General features: G+C 58.5%; 21 protein-coding genes and 1 pseudogene. 16 read left to right on the top strand and 6 right to left on the bottom strand.

Annotated elements, in window-relative coordinates; genetic code table 11:
• The first annotated feature begins 91 nt into the window (after nt 1–91).
• Entirely contained in the window at nt 92–778 is a 687-nt protein-coding gene (locus ACFFJ6_RS22360) for a hypothetical protein (protein ID WP_378391959.1), read from the top strand.
• A 242-nt stretch (nt 779–1,020) separates the two neighbouring features.
• Here the strand turns inward: ACFFJ6_RS22360 and ACFFJ6_RS22355 are convergent, their stop codons facing one another.
• Nucleotides 1,021–1,212 carry a hypothetical protein gene (locus ACFFJ6_RS22355; RefSeq protein ID WP_378391957.1) on the bottom strand — a complete coding sequence of 64 codons (192 nt, stop codon included), beginning with the start codon at nt 1,210–1,212 and terminating at the stop codon, nt 1,021–1,023.
• 333 nt (nt 1,213–1,545) lie between these two features.
• Here ACFFJ6_RS22355 and ACFFJ6_RS22350 point away from each other — a divergent pair, with 333 nt between their 5' ends.
• Entirely contained in the window at nt 1,546–1,992 is a 447-nt protein-coding gene (locus ACFFJ6_RS22350) for a PIN domain-containing protein (RefSeq protein ID WP_378391955.1), read from the top strand.
• A 256-nt stretch (nt 1,993–2,248) separates the two neighbouring features.
• Here the strand turns inward: ACFFJ6_RS22350 and ACFFJ6_RS22345 are convergent, their stop codons facing one another.
• On the bottom strand, nt 2,249–2,662 hold the full coding sequence (locus ACFFJ6_RS22345) for a hypothetical protein (RefSeq protein ID WP_378391953.1): 414 nt from the start codon (nt 2,660–2,662) through the stop codon (nt 2,249–2,251).
• 948 nt (nt 2,663–3,610) lie between these two features.
• Between ACFFJ6_RS22345 and ACFFJ6_RS22340 the strand changes: the two genes are divergently transcribed.
• A complete protein-coding gene (locus ACFFJ6_RS22340; protein WP_378391951.1) occupies nt 3,611–4,426 on the top strand; it encodes a hypothetical protein in 816 nt (271 codons plus the stop codon).
• On the opposite strand, the gene ACFFJ6_RS22335 is transcribed toward ACFFJ6_RS22340, so the two are convergent.
• Nucleotides 4,427–4,690, bottom strand: coding sequence for a hypothetical protein (locus ACFFJ6_RS22335; RefSeq protein WP_378391949.1), 264 nt, complete (start codon nt 4,688–4,690; stop codon nt 4,427–4,429).
• Nucleotides 4,691–5,056: 366 nt separating this feature from the next.
• The gene (locus ACFFJ6_RS22330; RefSeq protein ID WP_378391947.1) at nt 5,057–5,884 is read right to left on the bottom strand and encodes a metallophosphoesterase; all 828 of its coding nucleotides are present in this window, start codon (nt 5,882–5,884) and stop codon (nt 5,057–5,059) included.
• 560 nt (nt 5,885–6,444) lie between these two features.
• Here ACFFJ6_RS22330 and ACFFJ6_RS22325 point away from each other — a divergent pair.
• From ACFFJ6_RS22325 to qatD, 7 genes are all read left to right on the top strand, one after another.
• On the top strand, nt 6,445–6,894 hold the full coding sequence (locus ACFFJ6_RS22325) for a hypothetical protein (protein WP_378391945.1): 450 nt from the start codon (nt 6,445–6,447) through the stop codon (nt 6,892–6,894).
• A 2-nt stretch (nt 6,895–6,896) separates the two neighbouring features.
• Nucleotides 6,897–7,622 (top strand): SOS response-associated peptidase, encoded by a 726-nt coding sequence (locus ACFFJ6_RS22320; protein WP_378391943.1) that lies wholly within the window; start codon nt 6,897–6,899, stop codon nt 7,620–7,622.
• Nucleotides 7,623–7,626: 4 nt separating this feature from the next.
• On the top strand, nt 7,627–8,715 hold the full coding sequence (gene dinB, locus ACFFJ6_RS22315) for a DNA polymerase IV (RefSeq protein WP_378391941.1): 1,089 nt from the start codon (nt 7,627–7,629) through the stop codon (nt 8,713–8,715).
• Between the two features lie 233 nt (nt 8,716–8,948).
• Nucleotides 8,949–10,718, top strand: coding sequence for a KAP family P-loop NTPase fold protein (locus ACFFJ6_RS22310; protein WP_378391939.1), 1,770 nt, complete (start codon nt 8,949–8,951; stop codon nt 10,716–10,718).
• A 63-nt stretch (nt 10,719–10,781) separates the two neighbouring features.
• Entirely contained in the window at nt 10,782–11,483 is a 702-nt protein-coding gene (locus ACFFJ6_RS22305; protein WP_378391937.1) for a Qat anti-phage system associated protein QatB, read from the top strand.
• A complete protein-coding gene (gene qatC, locus ACFFJ6_RS22300) occupies nt 11,480–12,781 on the top strand; it encodes a Qat anti-phage system QueC-like protein QatC (protein ID WP_378391935.1) in 1,302 nt (433 codons plus the stop codon). Before ACFFJ6_RS22305 ends, qatC begins: the two co-directional genes overlap by 4 nt.
• Nucleotides 12,778–13,521 (top strand): Qat anti-phage system TatD family nuclease QatD, encoded by a 744-nt coding sequence (gene qatD / locus ACFFJ6_RS22295; RefSeq protein WP_378391933.1) that lies wholly within the window; start codon nt 12,778–12,780, stop codon nt 13,519–13,521. The genes qatC and qatD overlap by 4 nt, the downstream gene beginning before the upstream one ends.
• A 196-nt stretch (nt 13,522–13,717) precedes the next feature.
• Here qatD and ACFFJ6_RS22290 read toward each other — a convergent pair whose 3' ends face one another.
• Complete coding sequence (locus tag ACFFJ6_RS22290; protein ID WP_378391931.1) at nt 13,718–14,113, bottom strand: hypothetical protein; 396 nt, start codon at nt 14,111–14,113, stop codon at nt 13,718–13,720.
• 225 nt (nt 14,114–14,338) lie between these two features.
• Between ACFFJ6_RS22290 and ACFFJ6_RS22285 the strand changes: the two genes are divergently transcribed.
• The gene (locus ACFFJ6_RS22285) at nt 14,339–15,307 is read left to right on the top strand and encodes a hypothetical protein (RefSeq protein WP_378391929.1); all 969 of its coding nucleotides are present in this window, start codon (nt 14,339–14,341) and stop codon (nt 15,305–15,307) included.
• 23 nt (nt 15,308–15,330) lie between these two features.
• On the top strand, nt 15,331–15,963 hold the full coding sequence (locus ACFFJ6_RS22280; RefSeq protein WP_378391927.1) for a DEAD/DEAH box helicase: 633 nt from the start codon (nt 15,331–15,333) through the stop codon (nt 15,961–15,963).
• A gap of 398 nt (nt 15,964–16,361) precedes the next feature.
• On the opposite strand, the pseudogene ACFFJ6_RS22275 reads toward ACFFJ6_RS22280, so the two are convergent.
• Nucleotides 16,362–16,601, bottom strand: a pseudogene (locus tag ACFFJ6_RS22275) (IS481 family transposase); the annotation flags it as partial.
• Nucleotides 16,602–16,859: 258 nt separating this feature from the next.
• On the opposite strand from ACFFJ6_RS22275, the gene mblB reads away from it, so the two are divergent.
• From mblB to ACFFJ6_RS22255, 4 genes are all read left to right on the top strand, one after another.
• Nucleotides 16,860–18,011, top strand: coding sequence for an anti-phage 6A-MBL system MBL-fold protein (mblB, locus tag ACFFJ6_RS22270; RefSeq protein WP_378391925.1), 1,152 nt, complete (start codon nt 16,860–16,862; stop codon nt 18,009–18,011).
• Between the two features lie 4 nt (nt 18,012–18,015).
• The gene (gene cap2-3 / locus ACFFJ6_RS22265; protein ID WP_378391923.1) at nt 18,016–20,328 is read left to right on the top strand and encodes an anti-phage 6A-MBL system cap2_3 protein; all 2,313 of its coding nucleotides are present in this window, start codon (nt 18,016–18,018) and stop codon (nt 20,326–20,328) included.
• A 61-nt stretch (nt 20,329–20,389) separates the two neighbouring features.
• The gene (locus tag ACFFJ6_RS22260; RefSeq protein ID WP_378391921.1) at nt 20,390–21,283 is read left to right on the top strand and encodes a hypothetical protein; all 894 of its coding nucleotides are present in this window, start codon (nt 20,390–20,392) and stop codon (nt 21,281–21,283) included.
• A 75-nt stretch (nt 21,284–21,358) separates the two neighbouring features.
• Nucleotides 21,359–22,996 carry a hypothetical protein gene (locus ACFFJ6_RS22255; RefSeq protein WP_378391919.1) on the top strand — a complete coding sequence of 546 codons (1,638 nt, stop codon included), beginning with the start codon at nt 21,359–21,361 and terminating at the stop codon, nt 22,994–22,996.
• Nucleotides 22,997–23,036 lie beyond the last annotated feature (40 nt).

The following is a 23,036-nucleotide window of genomic DNA, read 5'->3' as shown; positions in this document are numbered from 1 at the left end:
TGAACCTGACGAACTTGACGACCCTGCAGTTCGATGCGATGTCGAGTGATGGAGGTTCGTTATGGTGCAAACACGGGAACGAGATCGCGCAGTGAGCGCAACGAAGAAGCGCAGAAAAGTGCGTGTCAGCCCGGATGGAGGAATGGGTACCGCACAAATCGTCATCCCCAGAAAGAAGCAGAAGATCTCGGCGAAAACGAATCCGAGATCGATCGAGAAGTGTGTGAGCGTCGAATTTTTCAAATGGTACTCAGCTGGAGCGAAGAAGGCCAAAAAGGTCGGTCAACCCGTTCGCTTCACGGTGGAGGTGTCGCCAGACGGCAGCGCGAAAGCGATCGGCAGCCTCGTCACCCTTGCTTCGTTGAATGTCTCGTCATTGGAAGCATCGTTGTCAGCTGCCCGAGATCGCGGAAGGTTCAAGATCGCAGAAATTCTGAAAGGCGACGACATGCTGACCGGGAGCGACTTCGGCGCTCTCATCGGAGCTTCGCACGAGACGGTCAATGTCAGGCGAGGGCGGGGCGAGATTCTTGGACTGCAAGGGGCGACCCGCGGTGTCAGATATCCGAGTTGGCAAGTTACGGATGCCGGGATGCCGTTGCCTGGATTATCCGAACTGTTCGAAGTCCTCGGAAGGGAGCCCTGGTTAGTCTATCGATTCCTGAGGACTGCACACCCCGAACTCGGCGGAAAGACGGCTTTGGAAGCCATGAAACTGGGCCAACAGAAGGCCGTGTTCGGAGTGGCTAGAAATCAGATGAATGGTGCATTCTCCTGAAGCTGCAAGAGCGGAGAAGTATTGAATACTCGAACTGCATCCCTCCGTTCGGTGAAGTTGCGAAGACTGCACGGTGTGGTTCTGCCGAGCTTTAGACGCGGGGTGTTGACGATCGAGGGACATTCCCCTGACCTAAATCCGTATATGACGTCATCTATGCGGGAAGTCGATTCCAACGGGTCCGGTGCGACTTAGCAGTGTGGTCGCCTTCGTGAGTTATCGAGCAAGCGCTGTTCGCTTACCTAATCCGTGCCCTCCGGATAATTGGGGCGCTTGAGGAGGGCGGCCAGACTCTTCTCCGCGTCCTCGTCAGATTGCTCGAGGGTCAGGATAATGTCTGCCTGGTTCGGCAGACGAACTCGTTGTGGTCCATCCGACAAGACGGCCTCAAACAATTTGCGCGGGTTCGCAACCGCCTCGGCTTCGGTCCACATGTGCTGGTGCGGTCTTTTCAAGCGGCTAACCCTCGAATCCACGCAGATTAGAGCGTCTGAGGCTTTCACGAAAGGATTCGTTGGATAAACGGAGCTCTCCCACCCTTATCCGAGAAAAGCGGGCGGAAGGGCGCGGTGGGTTAGAGATCGTTAACCATTTCTCAAGCCGTGGTGGAAGATGGTATTCGGGAACCGAGATTCGCGGTCCGAATGCCCCTTTACCTCCTCGATACCAACGTCCTGTCGAACCTTTCCAAGCCTCGGCCTTCGCCATCGGTGCTCGATTGGTGTCATCGTCTACGACCGCGAAACTGGTGCGTTGCACAATGCACAGTGATTGAGATTCGGCGGGGGATCAAAATCCTGTCTTCGAAGGGCGAGAGTGCTAGGGCAGACGCTCTCAGCAATTGGTTCGATAACCTGTTAGCGATGCGACCGCGCATCATTGCGCTCAACGACCACATCATCGATGTTTTCACTGATCTATCAATAGTACCAGAGCTACAGAATGTGTTCGCGCCTAATCCGGGTAAGTATCCCGCAAGAATCGGGCGGGATCTTGAGATTGCGGCGACCGCCATCGCCATGAATGCGACAGTGGTAACTGTTAATGTGTCCGACTTCTTGGCGATCAACGATCATATGCGGCTGCCGGGACTGTATAATCCGGACACCGACGAATGGCTTGTTCGGCCGAGGAGGCGGGAGACTGAAGCGGCTAGGGAGGGCGGACACTGGGACATGCATCGGCTGTTAAGCACCAAGGTCATGAGAAACTGACGCATCTCGAGGGATGCATCCGAGCGATGCCGATCTATCCGAAACGGCAGGGAAAGCGCTCAAAAGAGGGAGGCACGGCTCGCGCGTTGAACGATGATGCTGGCCGCTAATCCGCGGACCTGGGCGACCCACTATTCCAGTTGGCGCGATCCGCGGAGTATCGCTGTTGACCACTCGAATATGTGTTCAATCCTCATCTGCACTATGCATTGAAGCTGGCTAGTCGAGCTGTATTAAATCCCAAGAGCCGCTCAACTCAGTAGAGTTGTGGAAGGTCGTCAAGCAATTCATCGGCCCAGCGTTCACTGTCCCAGTCACGCAGCGCACGGCAGCGTTGTCGCCATGATAACGAGACGATGTCTTGGGTTGGGCTCAGTTGATTAAGAATTCTGTCTGGACAGAAACAAGCTGAAGGCCCTTCGCTCTCGAAAACGGTATCCACCATACACTCGGTTGGGGTCGCCTCTCCATAGCTTTTGAGTAAGCAAACTACACCCTCCACTGGATATGGAATTTCACGCATTCGCAAAGCTACGAACGCGACGGCGAAGTGCCTGTTATCAGCGGGCAAATCGACAACCTCCATGTCAATAACCTTGCCATAAATGTTGAGATCTTCGGCTAAGCTTCTAGAGAGGTCGCCTGTAACTTCCATATGGGAGTAGGTCATTCTGTATCCCGAATCCATGAACACCATCGCATCGATTAGCAAACTGTAAATCGACGGCTGCATGATTGTGGTGTCGAATTTGACGGCGATGCAAGCGGCACGGTTCGACGCAGTTGTGTGGGGTGCTGGCCATGTCGACATTACCTAGACGAACCCGTGAATGAGCCTGTATTCCAGGTTCGCCTGAGCGATCTGATACTCGGCAAGCCAACCAATCATCTGGGCATTCAGTCGATTGAGATGGCAGGAGCGGGCCGTGGTGCTAACGATTTTGTTTGGCCGGTCGTTCGCCACGACGATGACAAGCTGGGCCGCAGACTGTTCAGAAGCTTAGGCTCAGGAGCGTGCCTTCTGTACTTTCTTGCGAGGAAATGCTCCGAAAGCGGTCATTCGACGGAGCGCCGCAAAGGGCCAGAAGCGGACTATTGAAGTAGTGCCTTGACGTCTCGCAGCGGTCTGACGCGGACGTCTCTTATTGAGCATGAGTGCCAGGGCGAGCCGTGTGTCGAAATCGAACATCGTGAACTTGCCGAGGTCGATGACGCGCAGCACGCGGGTGTTGTCGGCTCAGTACATCAGCCGACCGTCGTGCTGCGGCTTGAGATCGCAGCCGGTGTAGGGGCGGCCTCACGCCAGACCGCCGAGAACATCTCGCCGGAGCCGGCGAAGCCATCGAACACCGCAGCGTCATGCACGATCGCGTCCAGGACTTTCTGTCGGATTGCGACCTTGCCGCGGACGGCGCGGGGCGTTGTTGTCGACCTTTGCCCCAGAATTAGCGTATATCGGATCTCACAATAGTTGATTGATGTTGTTGTAGAATTTCTATGTTTTGCGTAGTTCCAGCCTACTGGCTTAGCTAGCGCCTACGCCATTCGTTGTATAGGCGCGCAAAATTTTGGATAGGTAAACTATTAGAAACGCGGGATTTTTGACTCGGGGTTGCGATTGCCTGAAAATACGACTCAAGGCGGTGAAGACAATACTCTGAAGGCGAACAAGGATATCGCAGCGTCGATAGCCAATTTTTTCGGCGGCAATGGCTGGAAGGCGATCCTGCCGGTGATTGCAGTGATTGGCTTTGGCGGCGTTGTATCAAGGTGCCAGTCTTCTCTCGATGAACTCAGTCACAACATTTCACTTAGCAACAATCAGCTCGGCAAGCTCGAACAGAGGATCGACAAGGTAGAAACTCAGATGATTTCGATCGTGGTTGAGAACAAAGTCCGAAACACGGTCACTCCAAGTAAGCTGCCAGATTGGGCAGATGATCAGAAGCCTCCTCCTAACGTTTTCGACGATCGAATTCCTGAGATTGGACCTACGGCGATTGCTCCAAGAAAGATACCTAGGGCGCCGTTAGCTCCACCGTCTCAGCCGAAGGCGCCGTTGCCCAAGAACGCACAAGGGTCAAATTCGCAAAACGCAGCGGTCCAAAATCAGTTTAGTGAGGCAAAATCTTCCGGCATCAATAAGTTGCATTCGCTTGAAGTCGCGCGGGATTTTTCGATCGCAACCATCCCGTCAGAATATTTCGATCAGTTGTCTTTCTACCAAAAGAAAGGGCAGCTTTCGGCAGTTGGGCGTGGCGAGAGCGGTGGCACAGGAACAGAGGCCTCCGTTTATTTCAATCCTATTGCTAAGACCTGTGCTGAACTCGCGATCCGATTCGTAAACAAGTACCGCGCGGAAATGAAGCCGGATTTGTCGGATCCAATCCTCCTGACTATGGAAAAATTGGATTGCAGGGCGTTTTCGAAGTAATCAGCTCGTGCCGATTGTCCCGAGTTCGACTGCGACGCCGTCGAACGGCTTCATCGCGTCCTGCAGCGCCTTGAGCAGCTGCGCCTGGTGCACGAGCGGCCCGCGGATGCTGATCCAGAATTCGTCGTCGACCGGGCAGGTCTCGATTTCGCGAACCTCCAACTCGGCCAGTTCGTCGAGCAGCTTGGACAGTTCGCCGGGCGAGAAGCCGAGATCGAGCAGGTTGTCGCCGTCGCCCTGGGTTTCGACGAGCAGCCCGCGCAAAAACGTCGTCGTCCCAGCCCGAATTTTTGGAGATGCGATTGAGCGCCAGCGCGAGTGCCTTGTAGGCGGCCGAGCTCAGGCCCGCGACGACGCGGCATTGAACTACACCCCAGGCCAGCCGCCTGAGCGCTTCTAAGCGCCCCTCGCCGCCGATCAACTGGCCGTTCGGCTGGATGATCGGCTTATCGACATAGCCGAACCGCTCGACCGACTGGCGCTGACGCCGGGGCTGGGCAACGTCTGTTGTCGGCTTCGGGTCAGAAGCGCCAAACGGCAGACGTCCGAAAGAGGCCGGACGTCCGCTTTTGTCTGGAAGAGGTCTGTAAGGCAAGCTTTCCCACCACGCATGCCTTCGGCCAATGGTGTTCAATACACCTTCTGATGCGTCGGACAATTGCAGGCAACGCCGAGTCCTCTATCGACGAGGAGAGGAGCTGTTGCCCTCACTGCACCACTCTGATCAGTCGAATAGAAGTCCATTCTATTGCTGTCGGTGTCGATCAACGCCATCGTAAGTACGTCAGTATACACCGCATTGGTATCCAACGAAATTCGGTTTTCAGTCGCAACGGGAAGTGGCGGTGCTAACGGCGAGTGGCCGTGAACCACGACGTGCGAGAGACGGCCGACGTGATCCAAGAACGGTCCTCTAATTTGGAGCAGGTCGCTTAGCTTCTGATCATCGGTTGGCCGGTTCGGATCGATACCGGCGTGCACGAAGAGATATCGCCCTAGAACTTCGCTGAACGACGCTGATTGCAAGACTTCCAAGTGGTTTTCAAAGCGTTCTTTGATCTCGTTGAGGTGATCGAACGTGAAACGGCCTGAGTACCCGAGATACGAGGTGAACGTGGTCGCTGCTCCACGCATAAACCAATCTTCGACGAACCTCTGCTCCGTCAAGGCATCACGAAACATGAAATCATGATTTCCCAGGAGCAAACGGCTTTCCGGCCATCGCTTGAGTGTTTCGCATACGATATCCATCGCTCCACGGCTGTCCGGCCCGCGATCAACGATGTCGCCCAGGAAGTAGACACGGGGGCAACGACGAGTTTCGGCCGAATGCTCGTCTATGAACTTGATGAGAGACTCCAGGAGGTCAGAACGTCCGTGGACATCGCCAATCGCGCACACGGTCGATTGCAGATTTAGGAGATTCATCTCGATGGGCCGGGAGGAGGCAGAAGTCAATTTTGCGTCCTTGGACCCATGGAACATGGCCCCGCAACATTCCCTTTCGGGTTGCTTGCAGATTTGAGGGATTTGCTCGTGCCGCACTAAGACAATCGGCGAAGCGTACGTGCGGACTCGACGGATGTTCGCGATATGTTCTATGGTGGCGCATGTCCGACCGACCCGCAAGCTGGCGAATGCCCACCCCCCGACAGATGGAAAAGCTGGCGGTAGAGGCCGCGCGTAGGGGATGTGTGGGCGACCTCCGGCCTGACGAGAATCTTCCGGAGGACTACTGGAGGGCCATCCTTGCCGACGCACGGGCCCAGGAGGCTCCACCAGCATCGATCGCAGACCGCAGTATATCGGAGGTCGCCTTAGCCACGCTTCGCGTTTCATGCCGTCGCTGCAGCCGTCTGGTCGAGATTGGCACCGCCGACGCCGGGCGGCTGTACGGCGCTGGGACTGCATTGAAGGCCATCGCAAGACGAGTTCTGGAAGGCACGTGCGACTCCAGGACTGGGCGCTACGAGGACGACGGCTGCTGGCCGTCCGTCGAGACGCGCTGACCCGTCCCGATGGCGCCGAAGCACCATCCTACGCCACTCTCCGGAGGCGACCGGAAGGCGCTAAAGAAGGAGCTGGGCCGTGCGCGCGCGGTGACCACCCTCCTAGCTGCCCAATCGGCGGAGATGCGGGCGAGGGGAGAGGCTCTGATCCAGCAAGCCGACCGCCTGCTGTGTGAAAGCTGGAACGAGAGGATGTGGGCCGTCGGCGGCCCAATCGATCCGTCACCGACTATCGACCAAGCCGTGAACGGCGGCTATTGCTGGATCGAGATTGAATGCTCACGGTGCAGAACACCGAATGAGGTCGACCTGGCAGCACTCCGTCACCCGTCGACGACCTGCGTTCATGACCTTGCCAGTCGCCTTCGCTGCAGCAAGTGCGCAAAGGCAGGAAAGCGGCCGCCGACGACGCTACTTCAGCTGGCGCAGCGCGCACGGCATGCAGATCCGGAGACCTGACCTTGTGCAATCTCTACTCGATCACCACCAACCAGGCGGCCATCACCGCGCTCTTCCGTGTCGTCAGCCAGAAGGTCGGCAACCTCGCGCCCATGCCCGGCGTATTTCCGGACTACAAGGCTCCAATCATCCGGAACGGGGTCGGCGGCCGCGAACTCGTCACCGCCAGATGGGGCATGCCGTCATCGGCGAAGGCGCTTTTAGACAACGCCCAAAAGCGAGCGGACAAGCTGCGAGCCAAAGGGAAGACCGTTGATTTCAACGAAGTGCTGAGGATGGAGCCGGATGGCGGGACGACCAACATCCGCAACGTGAAGTCCAAACACTGGACCCGGTGGCTGGGTTCTGAAAACCGCTGCGTGGTCCCGTTCAATAGCTTCAGCGAATTCAACAAGGCTGAGGGCGGCGACATCTGGTTCGCACTCGAGGAGACCCGTCCGCTCGCCTGCTTCGCTGGCATCTGGACGACCTGGACTTCGGTCCGAAAGGTGAAAGAGGGCGAGACGACTAACGACCTCTACGCGTTCCTGACTACCGAACCGAATGCTGAGGTCGGCGCCATCCATCCGAAAGCGATGCCGGTCATCCTGACAACCCCTGCCGAGGTCGAGACATGGCTGTCTGCCTCTCAGGAGCAAGCTCTGAAGCTGCAGCGCCCGCTGCCGGACGGTGCACTGCGGATCGTTGCCCGGGGTGTGAAGAAGGACGGGGAGATGCCCGCCGTTTGACGCCATGACCGAACCCTCTACTTCAGCCGCCCATCGTAAGATCATCCACGTCGACATGGACGCGTTCTACGCCTCGGTCGAGCAGAGGGACGATCCGGCGCTGCGGGGAAAACCGGTCGCAGTCGGTGGCTCGCGCGAGCGCGGCGTCGTTGCGGCCGCAAGTTACGAAGCTCGCAAGTTTGGCGTGCGTTCGGCGATGCCGTCTGTCACCGCGAGGCGGCAGTGTCCCGACCTGATTTTCGTGAAGCCGCGTTTTGAGGTCTACAAGGCGATCAGCCAACAGATCCGTGAGATCTTCGCGGAGCACACAGCAATCATCGAACCGCTATCGCTGGATGAAGCCTACCTCGACGTGACGCAGAACCTTCAGAACATCCCCCTGGCACGGGACATCGCACTCGCCATCAGGGCCAAGATCAAAGAGGTGACTGGTCTCAACGCTTCTGCGGGCATCTCCTATAATAAATTCCTGGCCAAGCTCGCCTCCGATCATCGCAAGCCCAACGGCCAATACGTCATCTCGCCGGAGATGGGACCTACATTCGTCGAGAGCCTGCCCGTCGGCAAATTCCACGGCATCGGCCCGGCCACTGCGGCGAAGTTCAACGCGCTCGGCATTCGAACTGGGCAGGACATTCGAAATCAGACCCTCGAATTCCTGCAGGGGCATTTTGGCAAGGCCGGAACTTACTACTACTGGATATCGCGCGGCGTCGATGAGCGGCCGGTTCGCGCCAATCGCATCCGTAAGTCGGTCGGTGCGGAAAATACCTTCTCCTCAGATCTGACCTCATTCGAGGCGATGGTCGCGGAGCTGCAACCCCTGATCGACAAGGTCTGGGGGCATTGCGAGAGGACCGGCAATCGAGGCCGGACTGTCACTCTCAAAATCAAGTTCTCGGACTTTGAGATCGTCTCAAGAAGCAGAACGTTGGCCAGCCCTGTGTCAAGTCGGGCAGCCCTCACGACCCGGTCGGTCGGGCTGCTCGAGGCTGCGATGCCTCTGCCGAAACCCGTTCGGCTTCTTGGTGTCTCGTTGTCGTCGCTGCAGTCCGAGGACGGGGCCGAACCGCAATTCGGACTGCCTCTCTGATCACCCCAAATTGTACCGTGGAGCGGGGCGTCGCCAATTACTAGGCGTCAGCGCCCGGAGGAAGTTCGGGCCTTCAAAATTGTCCAATTCGCCGGTCGAACTGAGGTCAGCTTCGGTGAGACCATCGCTAAGACGAAGATGCAGTGGCTCAGCCTGTGGTATCAATCAGAGAATCGATTAAAATCGACCCATAAGCGCGTTCTTTTGATCGATCCGATTGACTAGGAATTTGCATGTGGGCCGATACCGATACTGATATCGATTTTCTGAATTATTCCGAAGTTGCAGAGCTGATTGCCGAGATGATCGGCAACCCCGACTTGCTTCCCATGTCGCTTGGCGTTTTCGGAAGTTGGGGCGTCGGCAAATCGAGCACGCTTCGGCTTGTGGCCAACGAGCTCGAGAAGGCTAAAGACAAGTACCTCGTCATCCACTTTGACGCTTGGCTTTATCAGGACTTCGACGACGCGCGCGCTGCGTTGATGTCAGTCATCGCCGACGAACTCGTCAAGGCTGCGCCGGCTCCGCTGACGTCCAAGGCGATGTCGCTTTTCGGCAGGATCAACAAGCTGAGGGCTCTCGGGCTTCTGGTGGAAGGAGGGGCGCTCGCCGCCGGAGTCCCGACGTTCGGCCTCATCACACGTGGGCTAGAAGGAGTGCGCGATCTGTGGGGAGGGACGGCCGACAAGGAAGACTTGGAGGCCATCAAGAAGGCAGGCGCCGATGTCAAGGATCAGGCGTCGGGACTACTCAACGACGTCTCGGAGAAGGGGCCGCCCGAAGAAATCGCCGCATTCCGGAAAGACTTTAGCGAAGTGCTGGACGGGCTGGGGAAGACGCTGGTCGTATTCATCGACAATCTCGACCGTTGCCTGCCCGAGAATGCGATCCAAACATTGGAAGCGGTTCGGTTGTTTCTGTTCATGCCGAAAACGGCGTTCGTCATCGGCGCAGACGAAGACATGATCCGGCATGCGGTGGCGCGGCACTTCAAGGAGCCAGGCGAAAAGCAAGTCACCGACTATCTCGACAAACTCATCCAGATCCCAGTGCGCGTTCCTCGTGTCGGTGTTGAGGAAGTTCGTGCTTATCTATCTCTGCTCCTGTTCCAGAGCGCCTGTGCCGATCCGAAACTTCGCGAAACCGTGCGAGCTTTCCTCATCGACCGTTTGCGGAGATCTTGGACGCAGGACGAGCCATTCAAGATCGATGACGTCCTCAAAAGCGTCGGCAAGGAAGGCGATGACACGCTCCGCCGCTCCCTCGAGATGGGAGATCGCATGGCGCCGCTACTCGCCCATTCTGAACGCGTTCTTGGGAATCCCCGCATCGTGAAGCGACTTCTGAACGTGGTCCGCATGCGCGCGGCCATCGCCCGGAAGCGCAGCATGCCGCTCGACGAAGCCATCATCGCGAAGCTAGCGCTTTTCGAGCGTTGCGTAGATTCTTCGGCGACCGAAGCATTGCATAACGCGATCAACGCCGCGCCGGGCGGGAAACTTCAGATTCTCCAACCGATTGAGGACGGCGAACCCATCGAGGACCACAAGGCGTTGTTGCCGGAAAAATGGCACCCGCACCTCGCTTTCGTATCGGATTGGGCAAGGCTTGAGCCCAAACTGGCCGGACTTGACCTGAAGCCTGCTGTCTATCTCGCACGGGAAACCATTCCCGTCAGGATCGCATCGGCAGCAGTATCGCCTCATGTCACCCAAGCCGTCGAAACCTTGCTCAAAACTCCGACAATGTCCTCTCAGGCAGCCATCGCGGCGGTTTTAACGCTCAAGGGCGGACATGAGGTCGTGGGCATGGATGCGCTCGTGGCAGAAATGCGGAAGAACTCGGATTGGTCAAAGGTGCGGGCAGATGTCCGCGGCGCGGTGCTGCTCGCACGCGCTTCCCCCGATGCGTCAAAGATTGCCATCCGGTTTTTCAATGACCTCCCGTCATGCCCGCCATGGCTGCGAAGCATGTTGTCCAGCGAAGATTGGTACAAAGGGTAGGTCATGGGCACTTCCGGATCGAGCAAGGGCCCCAAGAACTCATCTCCATTGGTACCGCCTGGAGTGGACGACGAGCCCGGCAAGCCGTTGCCCGAGCCGGAGGGACAGCGGTTTCGCGGATTCCGTACTGAATTCGGGCGCGCGGTGGCGAGTGGCGGAACGACTGGTCTTTCGTCCGCTCTGGGGAGGTATGCCCGCGATGCGACGCTTGGCGCGGCGGTTGGACCGCGCAGGTTTGGGGCGGCGTACACCTCGGGTGCGACTCTCGGCCAAACCCTTGCAAACATCGGCGCCGGCGGTACCGGCCAAGGACCAAGCGGCGTCGATTTCTCGTCGCTGGTAGGACAACCGGTCAACGTTGCCGCGCAAGAGATCGCTCGTGCGCTCGCACCTGAGAATATCGATGCCGACCACATCACTGTCGCTATTCAAGAGGCCATTACAGAAGTGTTGCCGGAGGCAGGCGTTTTTGATCCGTCCATGCTCACGCCGGACGCTCTCGTTCAGATCATGGTCGAGTTTTTCAGTCGAATTCTCTTTATCGAGATCACAAGTGCCGCTGGGGATGCCTGGAATCACGCCCCGGATGCCGCGCATGCCACACAGACAGAGGCGGATCTTCTCGAGCTCATCCGCGTGGTGGTCGACAAGCATTTTGGTCCGCGAATCGCGGAAGGCCTCGCTGGAGCGACGCGCGAAGAGTTTCGTACCCTTGAGCGCGCGGCCATGGACGAAGTTTGGCGCGAGTGGGAAAGATACCCATGAGCCGGTTTGTGTTTCACATTGATCGCGAGGCGATCCCAGTCGAGCCCGATGATGACGTCCATGTTTGGCTATACGGATCGAGCCCTCCCTACGCGCACGTAGGTACGGTCGGCGCACAAGCGTATGACGCGGCTACCCGCTTGTTGTTGCAGCCCACCCGCGCCGTTATGGATCTTCTGTCCATCGCTATGGCGGTGACCGCGGCCGACACGTTTATCCTGCGTGCGGACGAACCCGACGGTTGGCGACGTACCTTCGAAATGCATCTGCCGCTCAGTGACCCCGATAAATGGATTCCACTAAAGCCGCTTCTGGAGTCCACGCTTCGATTTCTGAGTTCTGATCTTTGGCATTTCGAGTTCACGCGTGGCGGCATGGACCCGCCTCCAGTATCCGAGATCAGGGCTCGCAATCGGGTGGTCAATCTTGCGAACGTAGATTGCGTTTCGCTCTTTTCAGGTGGACTGGATAGCGCGATCGGCGCACTGGATCTGCTTGGTCGTGGTTCGCGTCCGCTCCTCGTGAGCCATGCTTCGAAGGGCGATGCCGACAAACAGGACGTCATCGCCGAACTGTTGCCAAGTACGTGCGAACGCATGTCAGTAAATAGCTACCCGACCTGGGCAGGGGCAGACGACGACAGTCAGAGGACGAGGAGCTTTCAGTTCCTTGCTCTGGGTACGTTGGCCGCAGAGGCGGTTGCACGCTATCGCAGGATGGCGAAAGCGAACCTTTTCGTCTGCGAGAACGGTTTAATCGCACTGAACCCGCCACTGACGCCCCGTCGTTTGGGATCGCACAGCACCAGAACGGCGCATCCGCATTTCCTCGGAAGCATTCAGGCCCTGCTTGATGGCGCAGGCATTCCGGTCGAGGTTTCTAATCCTTATAGACACCTTACGAAAGGCGAAATGACCGCGGCGAATGCGGCTCGACACAAGTTTTCCGATTTCGCCAGGGAGACCGTTTCATGCGGAAAGTGGAAACGACGCAACCAGCAGTGCGGTAGGTGCGTTCCCTGTCTCATTCGACGTGCCTCATTTCACGCCGCCGGCGTCTCTGATGGCACGGATTATCAATACCCCGATCTGCATGCGGTCATGACGGACGAGGGTGGTCGGGATGACCTGATTGCCGTACAAGCTGCTCTCGTTCGAGGTGGCGATATGGAGCGATACGTCATGAACGCCGGGCCGCTGCCTCTCGCAGCGCAGGACAGACAAGAATACATCGACGTTGCGGCACGAGGCATGGAAGAGCTCCGCCGCTACCTTGCTTCCGAAGGATTTGCCGTTTGATCGATTTCCACTGCCATCTTGACCTGTTCGAGAATCCGCAGGAAGTGGCAGTGGCGTGCGAAGAGGCTGGCATCTATGTGCTATCGGTCACGACGACGCCTAAGGCATGGCCCAAGACGGCCGCCCTTGCGAAGGGAAAGCGCCATATCCGCACTGCGCTTGGCCTGCATCCCGAACTTGCTCACGAGCGTTACAACGAGGTGTCGTTGCTTGAGCGACTGCTGGATGAAACACGTTACGTCGGCGAGATTGGGCTCGACGGATCGCCCGCGCACAGACAGCACTCAGAAATCCAGCTCAAGGTCTTCAACCGAATTCTGGCATGTTCCCAGGACCGCGGGGGCCGGATCTTCACCATTCACAGCCGCGGCGCCGCGGACGCCGTCATTGAAAGTCTACGCAAGCACAAGTGTGGCCATACCGCCGTCTTGCACTGGTTCTCAGGCTCGCAAGGTCAGTTGAAGTCGGCAATATCACTTGACTGCTGGTTCTCGGTCGGACCCGCCATGCTTCGGAGCGAAAAGGGGAAGGCGCTTGCCGCGGGAATGCCGAGGGATCGCATATTGACCGAGACGGACGGACCGTTTGCCCGCAGCGGCAAACGTCCACTGACGCCCGCCGACGTTCAGGTCGCGGCCATTGAACTAGCCAGCTTGTGGTCGGTAACCAAGGCTGAGGCAGAGGCCCGGATCAGGATGAATTTACGTGACCTGCTGTCGAGAGTAACCGGCCCAACATGAAGCAGCCGTAACTCTGGCTCCGTCAGTGCGCTCGACGACCTCGGCCGAGAGCAGTGTTTCGGAAAAACGGTAGAAGACGAGACTGACGCGGGGCGATAGCGTCGTCGAGTCGCTAGTGTAGTTTGGGGAGGTAGATCCACTTGGGGCCGATTGCTGGGGGAGATTCGCAATCCCGTATACTTCGGTAATCATCGTTTCAACGCGCTTCTTGAGGAACTCGCGGGTAACCAAAGGCCGAGCCGCTGTCGACTGCAACATTCTGGGGCGCGCCAGCGTTCGGAAATGCCGATGCGTTGTCGCCAAGCGAGAGCAGGAGTTGACGCCAGTCCCCGGGCTTGAAGGCGACAACCTCGACCATATCGACGTCATTCCAGCTCACACTGAAGACCTTTCGGCCGTGATAGACGTCCAGGATGTGCTCGCCCATCGGCGCTCTCAGCGTGATCTGGAGGTCACCAACTTCGATCTGGCGGGTCTTGATCTTCCTGTCCCTGTCCACGAGGACAACGCTCGATCCATGACGGTCGATCAGGGCGAGCGCGATATTGCGGAGTTCTCGGGCTTCATTCAAACGAGCGAGTGAGACTTTCACGGAAACCCCAGCGAGTTCATTGGCGAACCGGTCGAAGTTCTATATGGACCGTTCGGATCATATCAAGATCCGAACGTCTTCGCGATGGGCAAAGGATACCGCTTCGTTGACATGGCCGTCGGTTTTATAGCGCAGCGAGCACTTCTTCAAAGCGAGGCCGCGGAGATCGGAATAAGGAGACCGACCATTTCTCTACCTCTCAACAATCGATACTCAGATGTCCTGATGGACGACGAAAACCGCCCATTCGATCGTCTGATCAAGACTCTTTTGGGGAAGCCGGGCGTCTTGTTGCAGCTTTGTAAGGACAATGCGGCATTTGACGCGAACGAGCTAAATACCAGTGATTGGAATGCCGATGATGTCCATCAACCAATAACTTGGCTTCAGGAAGAATTTCGCCCGTCTCAGCAACTATGGCGTGCCGATAAAATCGCGTGGGTCGGAGAGAATTCAATCATTCACGTCGAGCAACAGACCCGTCATAACGCTCGAGTTATGGCAGGTCGTATGATGCAGTATGCTACTTACATCTCGATTTATTATGACTATCGAATACGCCTCTTCCAGTTGTACTATTACACGGGCGACGCTCCGATCTCTTGGAAAGTATTCGAGAGAACCGATGTTGGCGCCATCACGAACCGCTTCAGCGTAATTGATGCTGGCGAGCATGAAGCTTGGTCAATGCTGAATAGCGAGAACTTTAACTATGCAGTTCTCGGACTTTTGTCGCGAGGCATCCTCAATGAGGAGGCCTATCTGACTGAAATTGTTCGGTGGGCTATCGACAATCCACCGGATGGCGATCAGATCGGCGCTCTTGTCGATTGCATCGGCGTAGCTTCTCTTCGATGCCGAGAAGAGAAGATCCTACGGAGGCTCGATGCCAAAATGGCAAAAATGGTTACGGATGATCCAATCTTTCGTGCGATGTTCGCAAAGGGACATTCGCAAGGTGTCAAAGATGGTCGCCAGGACGCTGGATTGATTTATCAACGAGTAGAGACTCTGAAAACGAAAGTCCGAGGTCCATTCCCGATCAGTTTTATGAATTGGGCGATGACATCTTCAAGGCCCTCTGAGATTGAAGCATTGGAGATGGCGTCGGCATCCGCGACGACATTCGATGAGTTGATCGAAATCGCGGGTATCGAGTGGGAGGAGGGACCACGAGTACCGTCATTCGGCTGACCGTGCTACCGATTTCATACCCCGTGAGCATCGCCAGCCTCGTTGTATTCGCCGGGCAGCGGTGGATCGTACGCGAGATCGACGAAAAGACCCAAACACTCTTGCTAGCTCCGCATCGCGGAGGTGTCGTTCCTCGGTTCGAACGGAATACTTTCGAACCGGCGCATGACCGGCTGATCGCGGAGATGAGGGCGGTCTACGAAGACGACGATGTCCCGGCTTATCTCGACCAGAGCGGAAGGGACCTGCTGTCGGCGGGCCGGAAGACCTTCCTCGACTGGGATCTCGAAACGACCACCCTGGCGCAGGAGGAAGCCGACCTGCATCTGCTCCTCTGGCGCTGTACTCAGGCGACGGCCGTCTTTGGTGCAGTGCTGTCGATGGCTGGTCTCGAATGCGAAGTCCACGATCTCGGCTTGATCCTGCCGAAAACGAAAGGCGAGGAAGTGGCTCCGATCCTCGAGAAGGTAGCCGCCATGGAGGAGATTGATCCGATGGATGTCGCCGACTTCGTCAAGAACATCGCCGGCGGCAAGTTACGAGAGGCCGTCCCGAGGTCGCTCGCACGGAAGCAGTGGGCTGATCAAAATGCCGCACTGATCAAGGGGGCGCCAACAATGGCCAAAGCCGTTTTGACGAACGCGACCTCGACTTAGTCGGAATACTTCCGCATCTTCCAATCAGGTGTATCTATTTCAGAAGTAGGCGGCAACCTTGTCGATGCTAGTCTTGGAGTAATGAGGCAGCAAGAAACAATCTCGATCCACTGTGCGGTCCGGAAGTTCAGGCCGGTTATCGCGGCCAAATGATGCTTCTGCGCGGCTCGTGGTATGTATCTCCGCGCTCCGAAGCGTTGCCAGGCGGCATCAAAGCGTATTACCGCTCTTGGAAACAGGAGATGCGTCCGTGCACACCGTGCTTGGACATCGGCTCGTCGGTTACTTCCTTCCCTATCCTGGTGGGAACGTGCGAATGGCGCGCCCTTCAAGAACGAAGTGCTCGCATCGGGCGGCTATCTGTGGACTGTATTTCGCGTCGATAATCGCACGCGTTATCTGCGCTCGCAAAACTCGGGAGAGAGCCGTTCGAGCAGTCTCGTTTGCTCCTCATACAGTTCAATGGTGCGCTCGGCGGCGGTCTTCTTCAGCCGCAGCAGGCGTTCGTGCTTGGTCAGCAGACCATGGCGCTGCCACACCCCGCGGACGCCGCGGGCGGAGACCTGCAGACCCTTCAGCCGCAGCTCCTGCTCGAGCCGCTCCGCGCCATGGCAGGGATGTACCAGGGCGTGATCCAGGAATTCGTAATCTCCGGTCTTCCATGGACCGTTGCCCCCTGAAAGACGGCGCTATCCCCCAAGAACACTAAGTGAACAAAGCTGGTTCCATGGGCCTAAAACTTTAACAACTTCATATATATAGTGGATTATATTCAGTTCGGTAGCATATCTTGCGTGGCCAAATTGCCGTCATATCTACTTAATTGCGCCCGATCGATCTGCAATCGGTCAAGGAGTCGCGACCGACCTTTCGATCGTTGAATCAGGGGGATGGGAATGGCAGTCAAAGCATCACTTTTCAAAGTCGACAACGGCGACATGGTGTTGTTCGAGACCGAGTCCTGTCGTCGGATCCTGACCGACATAAACATCCGGGAAGCGGCCGACGACGATGACGACGACACCCCCAACGTTGGGAAACAGCTCCGGAACAAGCTCGATCGGGACGATAAGGGGAGGTTGTTCGTCGATGGCTTTCTGAACACCCATCCGGACGCCGACCACATCCGGGGCCTGGTCAAGCACTTCCATCTCGGCGACCCGTCGACCTGGGTGAAGGCCGACGACAAGATCATCATCCGTGAAATGTGGTCCTCGCCGATCGTGTTCCGCCGGGCGAAGGCGAAGGATGAGGATCATGTCCTTTGCGCCGACGCCGAGGCTTGGCGCGACGAGGCCCGCCGCCGCGCCAACAGGTTCAAGAAGGAACGGGCCGCCCAGGACGGCAACCGCATCCTGATCCTGGGCGAGGACGTCGACGGCAAGACCGATGACCTGACGGAAATCCTGGTGAAGGTCGACGAGGTGTTCTCGAAGATCTGCGGCGTTCAGGACACTTCCTTCGAGGCGCGACTGCTGGCGCCGATGCCTGCCGACGACGAAGCGGAGGAGGAGGTGCTGACGAAGAACAATTCCAGCGTCATCATGCGCCTGGACCTGAAGGTGTCCAAGGTCACCCGCGGGCGCTTCCTTCTCGGCGGCGACGCCGAGGTCGCGATCTGGGACCTCATCTGGGAGCGCAACAAGAAGTGGCCCGAGCGTCTGCAGTACGACGCTCTGATCGCTCCGCACCACTGTTCGTGGCACAGCCTTTCCTACGATAGCTGGTCCGAAAAGGGCGAGAAAGCCAAGGTGTCCGAGCCCGCCCGGAGCGCTCTCGGGCAGCCGCTGGATGGCGCGCTGATCGTGGCCAGCAGCAAGATCATCAAGGACGACAAGAACGATCCGCCATGCATCCGTGCGAAGCGCGAATACGTCGATATCCTCGATCCTGTGAAGGGCGAATTCAAGTGCGTTGCCGATAGTCCGGGCGACGACCCGCTGGCGATAGAGGTCACTTCGGCCGGACCGCGCATCAAGCGCGCTGCGGTCGCCGTCAGCGTCGCCGCCGGTACCGGTATCGGAAGCCAGCCGCTCGCCCACGGATGAGCCGATGGCGGCGATCTCCGCGGCAGACGACATTCCTATACCCGTCCGACGGGCGCTGCGCCTGATCGAGGCTCACCCGTCCGTCGAACGGGTGACCGCCGAACGGATCGAAGGAAACGACGCCATCCGAGCCATAGTGGAGATCCGGACCGAACTCCCGAACGCATGGAGGGCTGCGGGCGAGAGCCCGTCGGGCGTCCGCGCGGTCGAGCCCGTGACGTTCATCTTCACGGCAGGATATCCCTTGTGGGCGCCGCTTATCCGCCTCCGCGCGGACTTCAATCGCAGTCATCCGCACATTCAGCCCTCGAGGAACGGCGGTCCACCTGAACCGTGTCTCGTCGCCGGTTCGCCGCGTGAGGTTCTGCGGGTTCGCGGAATAGGCGGCCTTTTCGAACAACTGGTCGACTGGCTAGACAAGGCTGCTATGGCGCAGCTGATCGATCCACAGCACGGCTGGGAGCCGGTGCGGCGTGACGGGAGCGACGACGTGATCGTCGCGGATCCGACCTGGTTGACGGGTTTGCCCACCAGAGACGGCGGCTGCGCTGTCTTCGCGGCCTGGTACTACGCTTCCGATCGTGGCGAACTGGTCACTTATCGAATGGAGGTTCCGCCAGGAGAAAAATTGCCGCTGCGGCCCGAAATGGCCGATCAGTGGTGGTTCGAGCCGGTCGGTGCCCGAGGGAGAAGGGGCATCACCAATGCCTTGGTCGCGTGGCCGGGAAAGCTCCCGACCGGTCGGCCGTTCGTGGCGGACCGCTATCTTCCGGAAACGGTCACGACAATTGACGAGCTCTTGAAGCGGGCTGCCGAACTGGGCTGCCGCAAATTCCTGGAGCCGAAGCTCGGAATCCTGCAGGGGCGGGTTTCGCAATCGAAATTGAAGGAGAAGCAACCGATAGCCGTCATTCTGTTGGCGCGACGCCCGTTCGAGGTGATCGGCACGACTTCGCCGATCGAGATATGCCCCTACGTCTTGGAATTGCGCGGCGGTGAGGCGCTCTCGTCAGGCAGCGGCAAGCTGGTCAGGACCGCCACGCACCGAGATGAGATATCCCCCGAATTGCTGCGACGCGCTGCGGGCGACGACGGGCAGGTACTGCGTCCCTGGACGCTCCTCGGATGCGGAAGCATCGGATCCAAACTCGCCGTTCATCTCGCCAGGTCCGGACGGGGACCCGCGGCCCTCATCGACGACGGCATCCTGCAACCTCACAATTTCGCGCGCTACGCCACGCTTCCCTCCGACACGAAAGTCGAAAGCTTCTGGTCCATTCCAAAGGCGCACTACCTAGCCGAGGCACTCGCGACCCTCAAGCAGCCGACGGTGCCGCACGTCGTGGATGTCGTCGCGCGCGCATTCGATGACCAATCGATCGCCCCTTTGGTCGCCCGAGACAGCTTTGCACTAGTAGATACGACCGGCTCCGCAAGCGTGCGCGAGGCGCTGGTCTTGCCTGGAGTCACGGTCGACAGGCCCCGGGTGGTCGAGGCATGCATGCTGGGCATCGGAAGCGTCGGCCTGATGTCGGTAGAGGGGCCAGAGGCCAACCCGTCGGCGACCGATCTGATCTGCGAGGCCTATCACCTGATCCATTCGGATCCCACCCTCAGGAACGAGGTCTTCAACACGAAGGCCGAAGCGATCGCGATCGGTCAGGGCTGCGCGGCCATCACGATGCCGCTGTCGGACGGCCGCTTGTCCTCGTTCGCGGCGCCGATGTCCGAGCATATTCGCCGGCTCCAACGTGACGGTCTTCCCGAGACCGGCGAGGTGCTGGTCGGCAGTTTGGCTGCCGATGGGCTGAACCAGATATGGCATCGAAAGGATATCCGGCCGCGTATCGTCGTAGGCGACGGCACGGACAGCGTCGTGCGCCTTAGTCCGGAGGTCGACGACACGATCCGGCGAGAGGTCGCTGCGCGCTGTGGCTCGGAGACGGGCGGCATCATCGTTGGCCGATATTCTGACGTCGCCAACGTCTTCCACGTCGTAGGCACCATGCCCGCGCCGTCCGACAGCAAATTCTCGCGCGACGAGTTCGTGCTGGGCACCGAGGGACTGAGGCCCATGTTGGAAGATTTGATCGAAGGATCTGGTGGTGCACTCTACGCGCTCGGGACCTGGCACAATCATCTCGTCCCCAGCGGCCCGTCCGGGAAGGACGTCAACACCGCCGCACTGCTTTCGATCCGCCAGCATTTTCCGTTGCTGATGCTGATCCACACTCCGGCTGGATACGTGCATTTCACCGCTGAAGCCTTGTCCGGGGCCGCCAGCTCACACAGCGCCGTAGTCAAGGTGGGAAGATGAAGAATCCGAGTTCTCCGGACCTGTCGCCGTCCAGCACCCAAGATTGCACAGAGGCGATCCGATGATCGATATTTCGAAGCTCTTCGATTCCTATTCACGACAGGCCCGCCTGTTTCCAGGTTTGCTCACGCTGTTTCCGATCATCCTCACTGCGATCGCGTGGTTTCCTCGGCTGGTCACCTCGAGCTGGGGCGCCACGCTGGTGACCATCGCGACGTCCTGCGGGCTCCTGTATGGCTTGAGCGTCCTGAGCAGATCGCGCGGCAAGAAGGTGGAGAAGCGTCTCCTGGCTGAATGGGGAGGTTGGCCATCGACGATCTGGCTGCGCCATCGGGAAGAACATCTTCCGCCGCCGGCGTTGGCCCGATACCACGCGTTCTTCGCGAAGAACGTGCCGTTGTTCGTCACGCCAAGCCCGGAACAGGAGAGGGCGGATCCGAAGGCCGCGGACGCCATGTACGCATCGGGGGTGAAGTGGCTTCAGGAGCGTTGCCGTGGGAAAGCCTATCCGCTCGTCGAGAAGGAGAATGCCGAATACGGCTTTCGCAGGAACCTGCGCGGATTGAAACCGATAGGCATCGCCGCTTGCTTGGCGGCTCTTCTGATTTCGGTTCTCACGGTCGTCTGGCGCCACGAAAACACTATCCCCGCCGTGTCCAGTTTCTCCTTGTCGGCACTTCTCGCGGCGTTGGCGGCCATCAAGCCCGCAGCAATCGGAGCGATCTGCGTCGATCTGGTCGCATTGACGGCCTGGTTGACCGTCGTACGCGACGATTGGGTTCGGGACGCCGGCGATCAGTTCGCACGGGCCTTGCTGGCCTGCTGCGATACGCTTGAGGTGCCGGCTACCGCTCAGCCGACGGCGGCGGCATCCGGAAAACGTCCGCGGCGGGCATCGACCGCGACCGGGGAAACCAGGTCCCGGCAGACTCGCTCGGAAGGCGGGGAATCATGATCTCAAACGCGAGGAGGAGATGCATCTCCTCGCGTCGATCCATCGGCTCAATGATCAGCTATCCGAGGTGGACTCATGCGCTTGCGGAATTTGGAGAAGTACAAGACGGGTGGTTCTGGTAACAACTTGACGCTTGGCATTCCGCTACCGAAGACGCCGGATGGCCGGGTGTACCGGTATTCACCCAACGAAGACGCACATCCGCGCCTCTTCCTTCTGGGCGACCGAGTATTGGATTTCACTCTACCCGAAGCCCTGACGTCCCGCATGACGCACGCTCCCGGTACGCCAGGCACAGTCTGTCCGTATAGTGGTGTTCTGGACGATGATGGGAACTTTACGCATCCCGACGACCTCGCAGCTGCCAAGGAAATCGTCGCTCATGCCTTTCACGCCGACGCTGCGGCGGCAATCCACGGCATGTTCGATGAACTCGCCCGGAAAAACGCTGGTAACAAATTCCTCAAGGTGACGACTGGCGCACGTCCGTCGCCAAAACCCGCACCGCGGTTCGCGCGAAACGATCTTCTCCGTGAGTTGGTATGCGACGAGTGCGGCCGGGACTATGGCGTTTACGCCATCTCCCTGTTCTGTCCGGATTGCGGAGCGCCCAATATTCACCTGCACTTTGCACGGGAAATCGCGCTGGTCCGGGAGCAGGTCGAACTCGCGGGCCAACTCGGCTCGGAAAGCCGTGAGCTCGCATATAGGATGATGGGCAATGCCCATGAAGACGTACTGACGGCCTTCGAAGCGACCTTAAAGACGGTATACCTGTACAAGAAGACCACCAGGCCGCCCGATGGCGCGCCGATGAAGCCGGTCGCCAATGACTTTCAGAACATCGAGCGCGGCCGCAAGCGCTTCGCCGAGTTCGACTTCGATCCGTTCGGGACTCTGACGGCGGACGCTCTTGCCGTCCTGACGCTTAACATCCAGAAGCGCCATGTCATCGGACACAATCTCGGCGTGGCCGACGCGAAGTTCGCCGAACATGCCGCTGAGGCCCGATTGGGCGAAACCATACCCTTGGTCGGCGACGACATCCTGCAATTTGCCGCGATCGGTCAGTTGGTGATCGACGGTCTCGACGGATGGCTCGCTGCATGCGAAGCTCCGCCGTCGGCTAAGGACAGGCTGAGCACTCCGCTGATCGCGCCTCCAGCAAAGAAAAAGCCCGAGTTAAGCATCGGCGAACTCGGGCCATTGGCGACCCGGATAGGATTGTGGGTATCCGAACAGTCCCAAAAGGGCTTCGACTCCTTCATTCCCGAGCAAGACCTCATCGACGCGTTTCCGGAATCCAACCTCGAAGATTTGGCGTTTGCCGTCGCCGAGCTTGAAAGCGATGGCTATCTGAGAACGAACTCGATAATTTCCGCACGGCTTCCGCGGATGTTCACCACCGCAGAGCTTTTTATCACGTTCGATCCCCATACCGGGCAAAGCACTCCTGAAACGGACGTGGTTGCGCTCGTCGATCTTGCCCTCGGCAAGTCTGGGGCCGGCACCGTCGATGCGGAAGAATTGCATGCGGCCTCCGGCTGGCCACTCCGGCGCTTCAACCCACCGTTCGCCTACCTGGTGTCGCAGATCGACGATCGACGGGTCCTTCATGGAGGCACGGAAGACTATCCATTGCGCGGCTTTCTGATGACCGATCGCGATCAGGTTGCGCTTCAGCGCTTCGCGGCCCGGCTGCGCAGCAAATGATTGTCCTGATGCTCAGATACTGGCCGGAGGCGCGCTGCCT

The organism is Rhodopseudomonas telluris (assembly GCF_042432815.1).
Taxonomy (GTDB): Bacteria; Pseudomonadota; Alphaproteobacteria; order Rhizobiales; family Xanthobacteraceae; genus Rhodopseudomonas; species Rhodopseudomonas telluris.
Note: the sequence above shows the minus strand (reverse complement) of the source record. Positions and strands in the feature narration are given on the sequence as shown.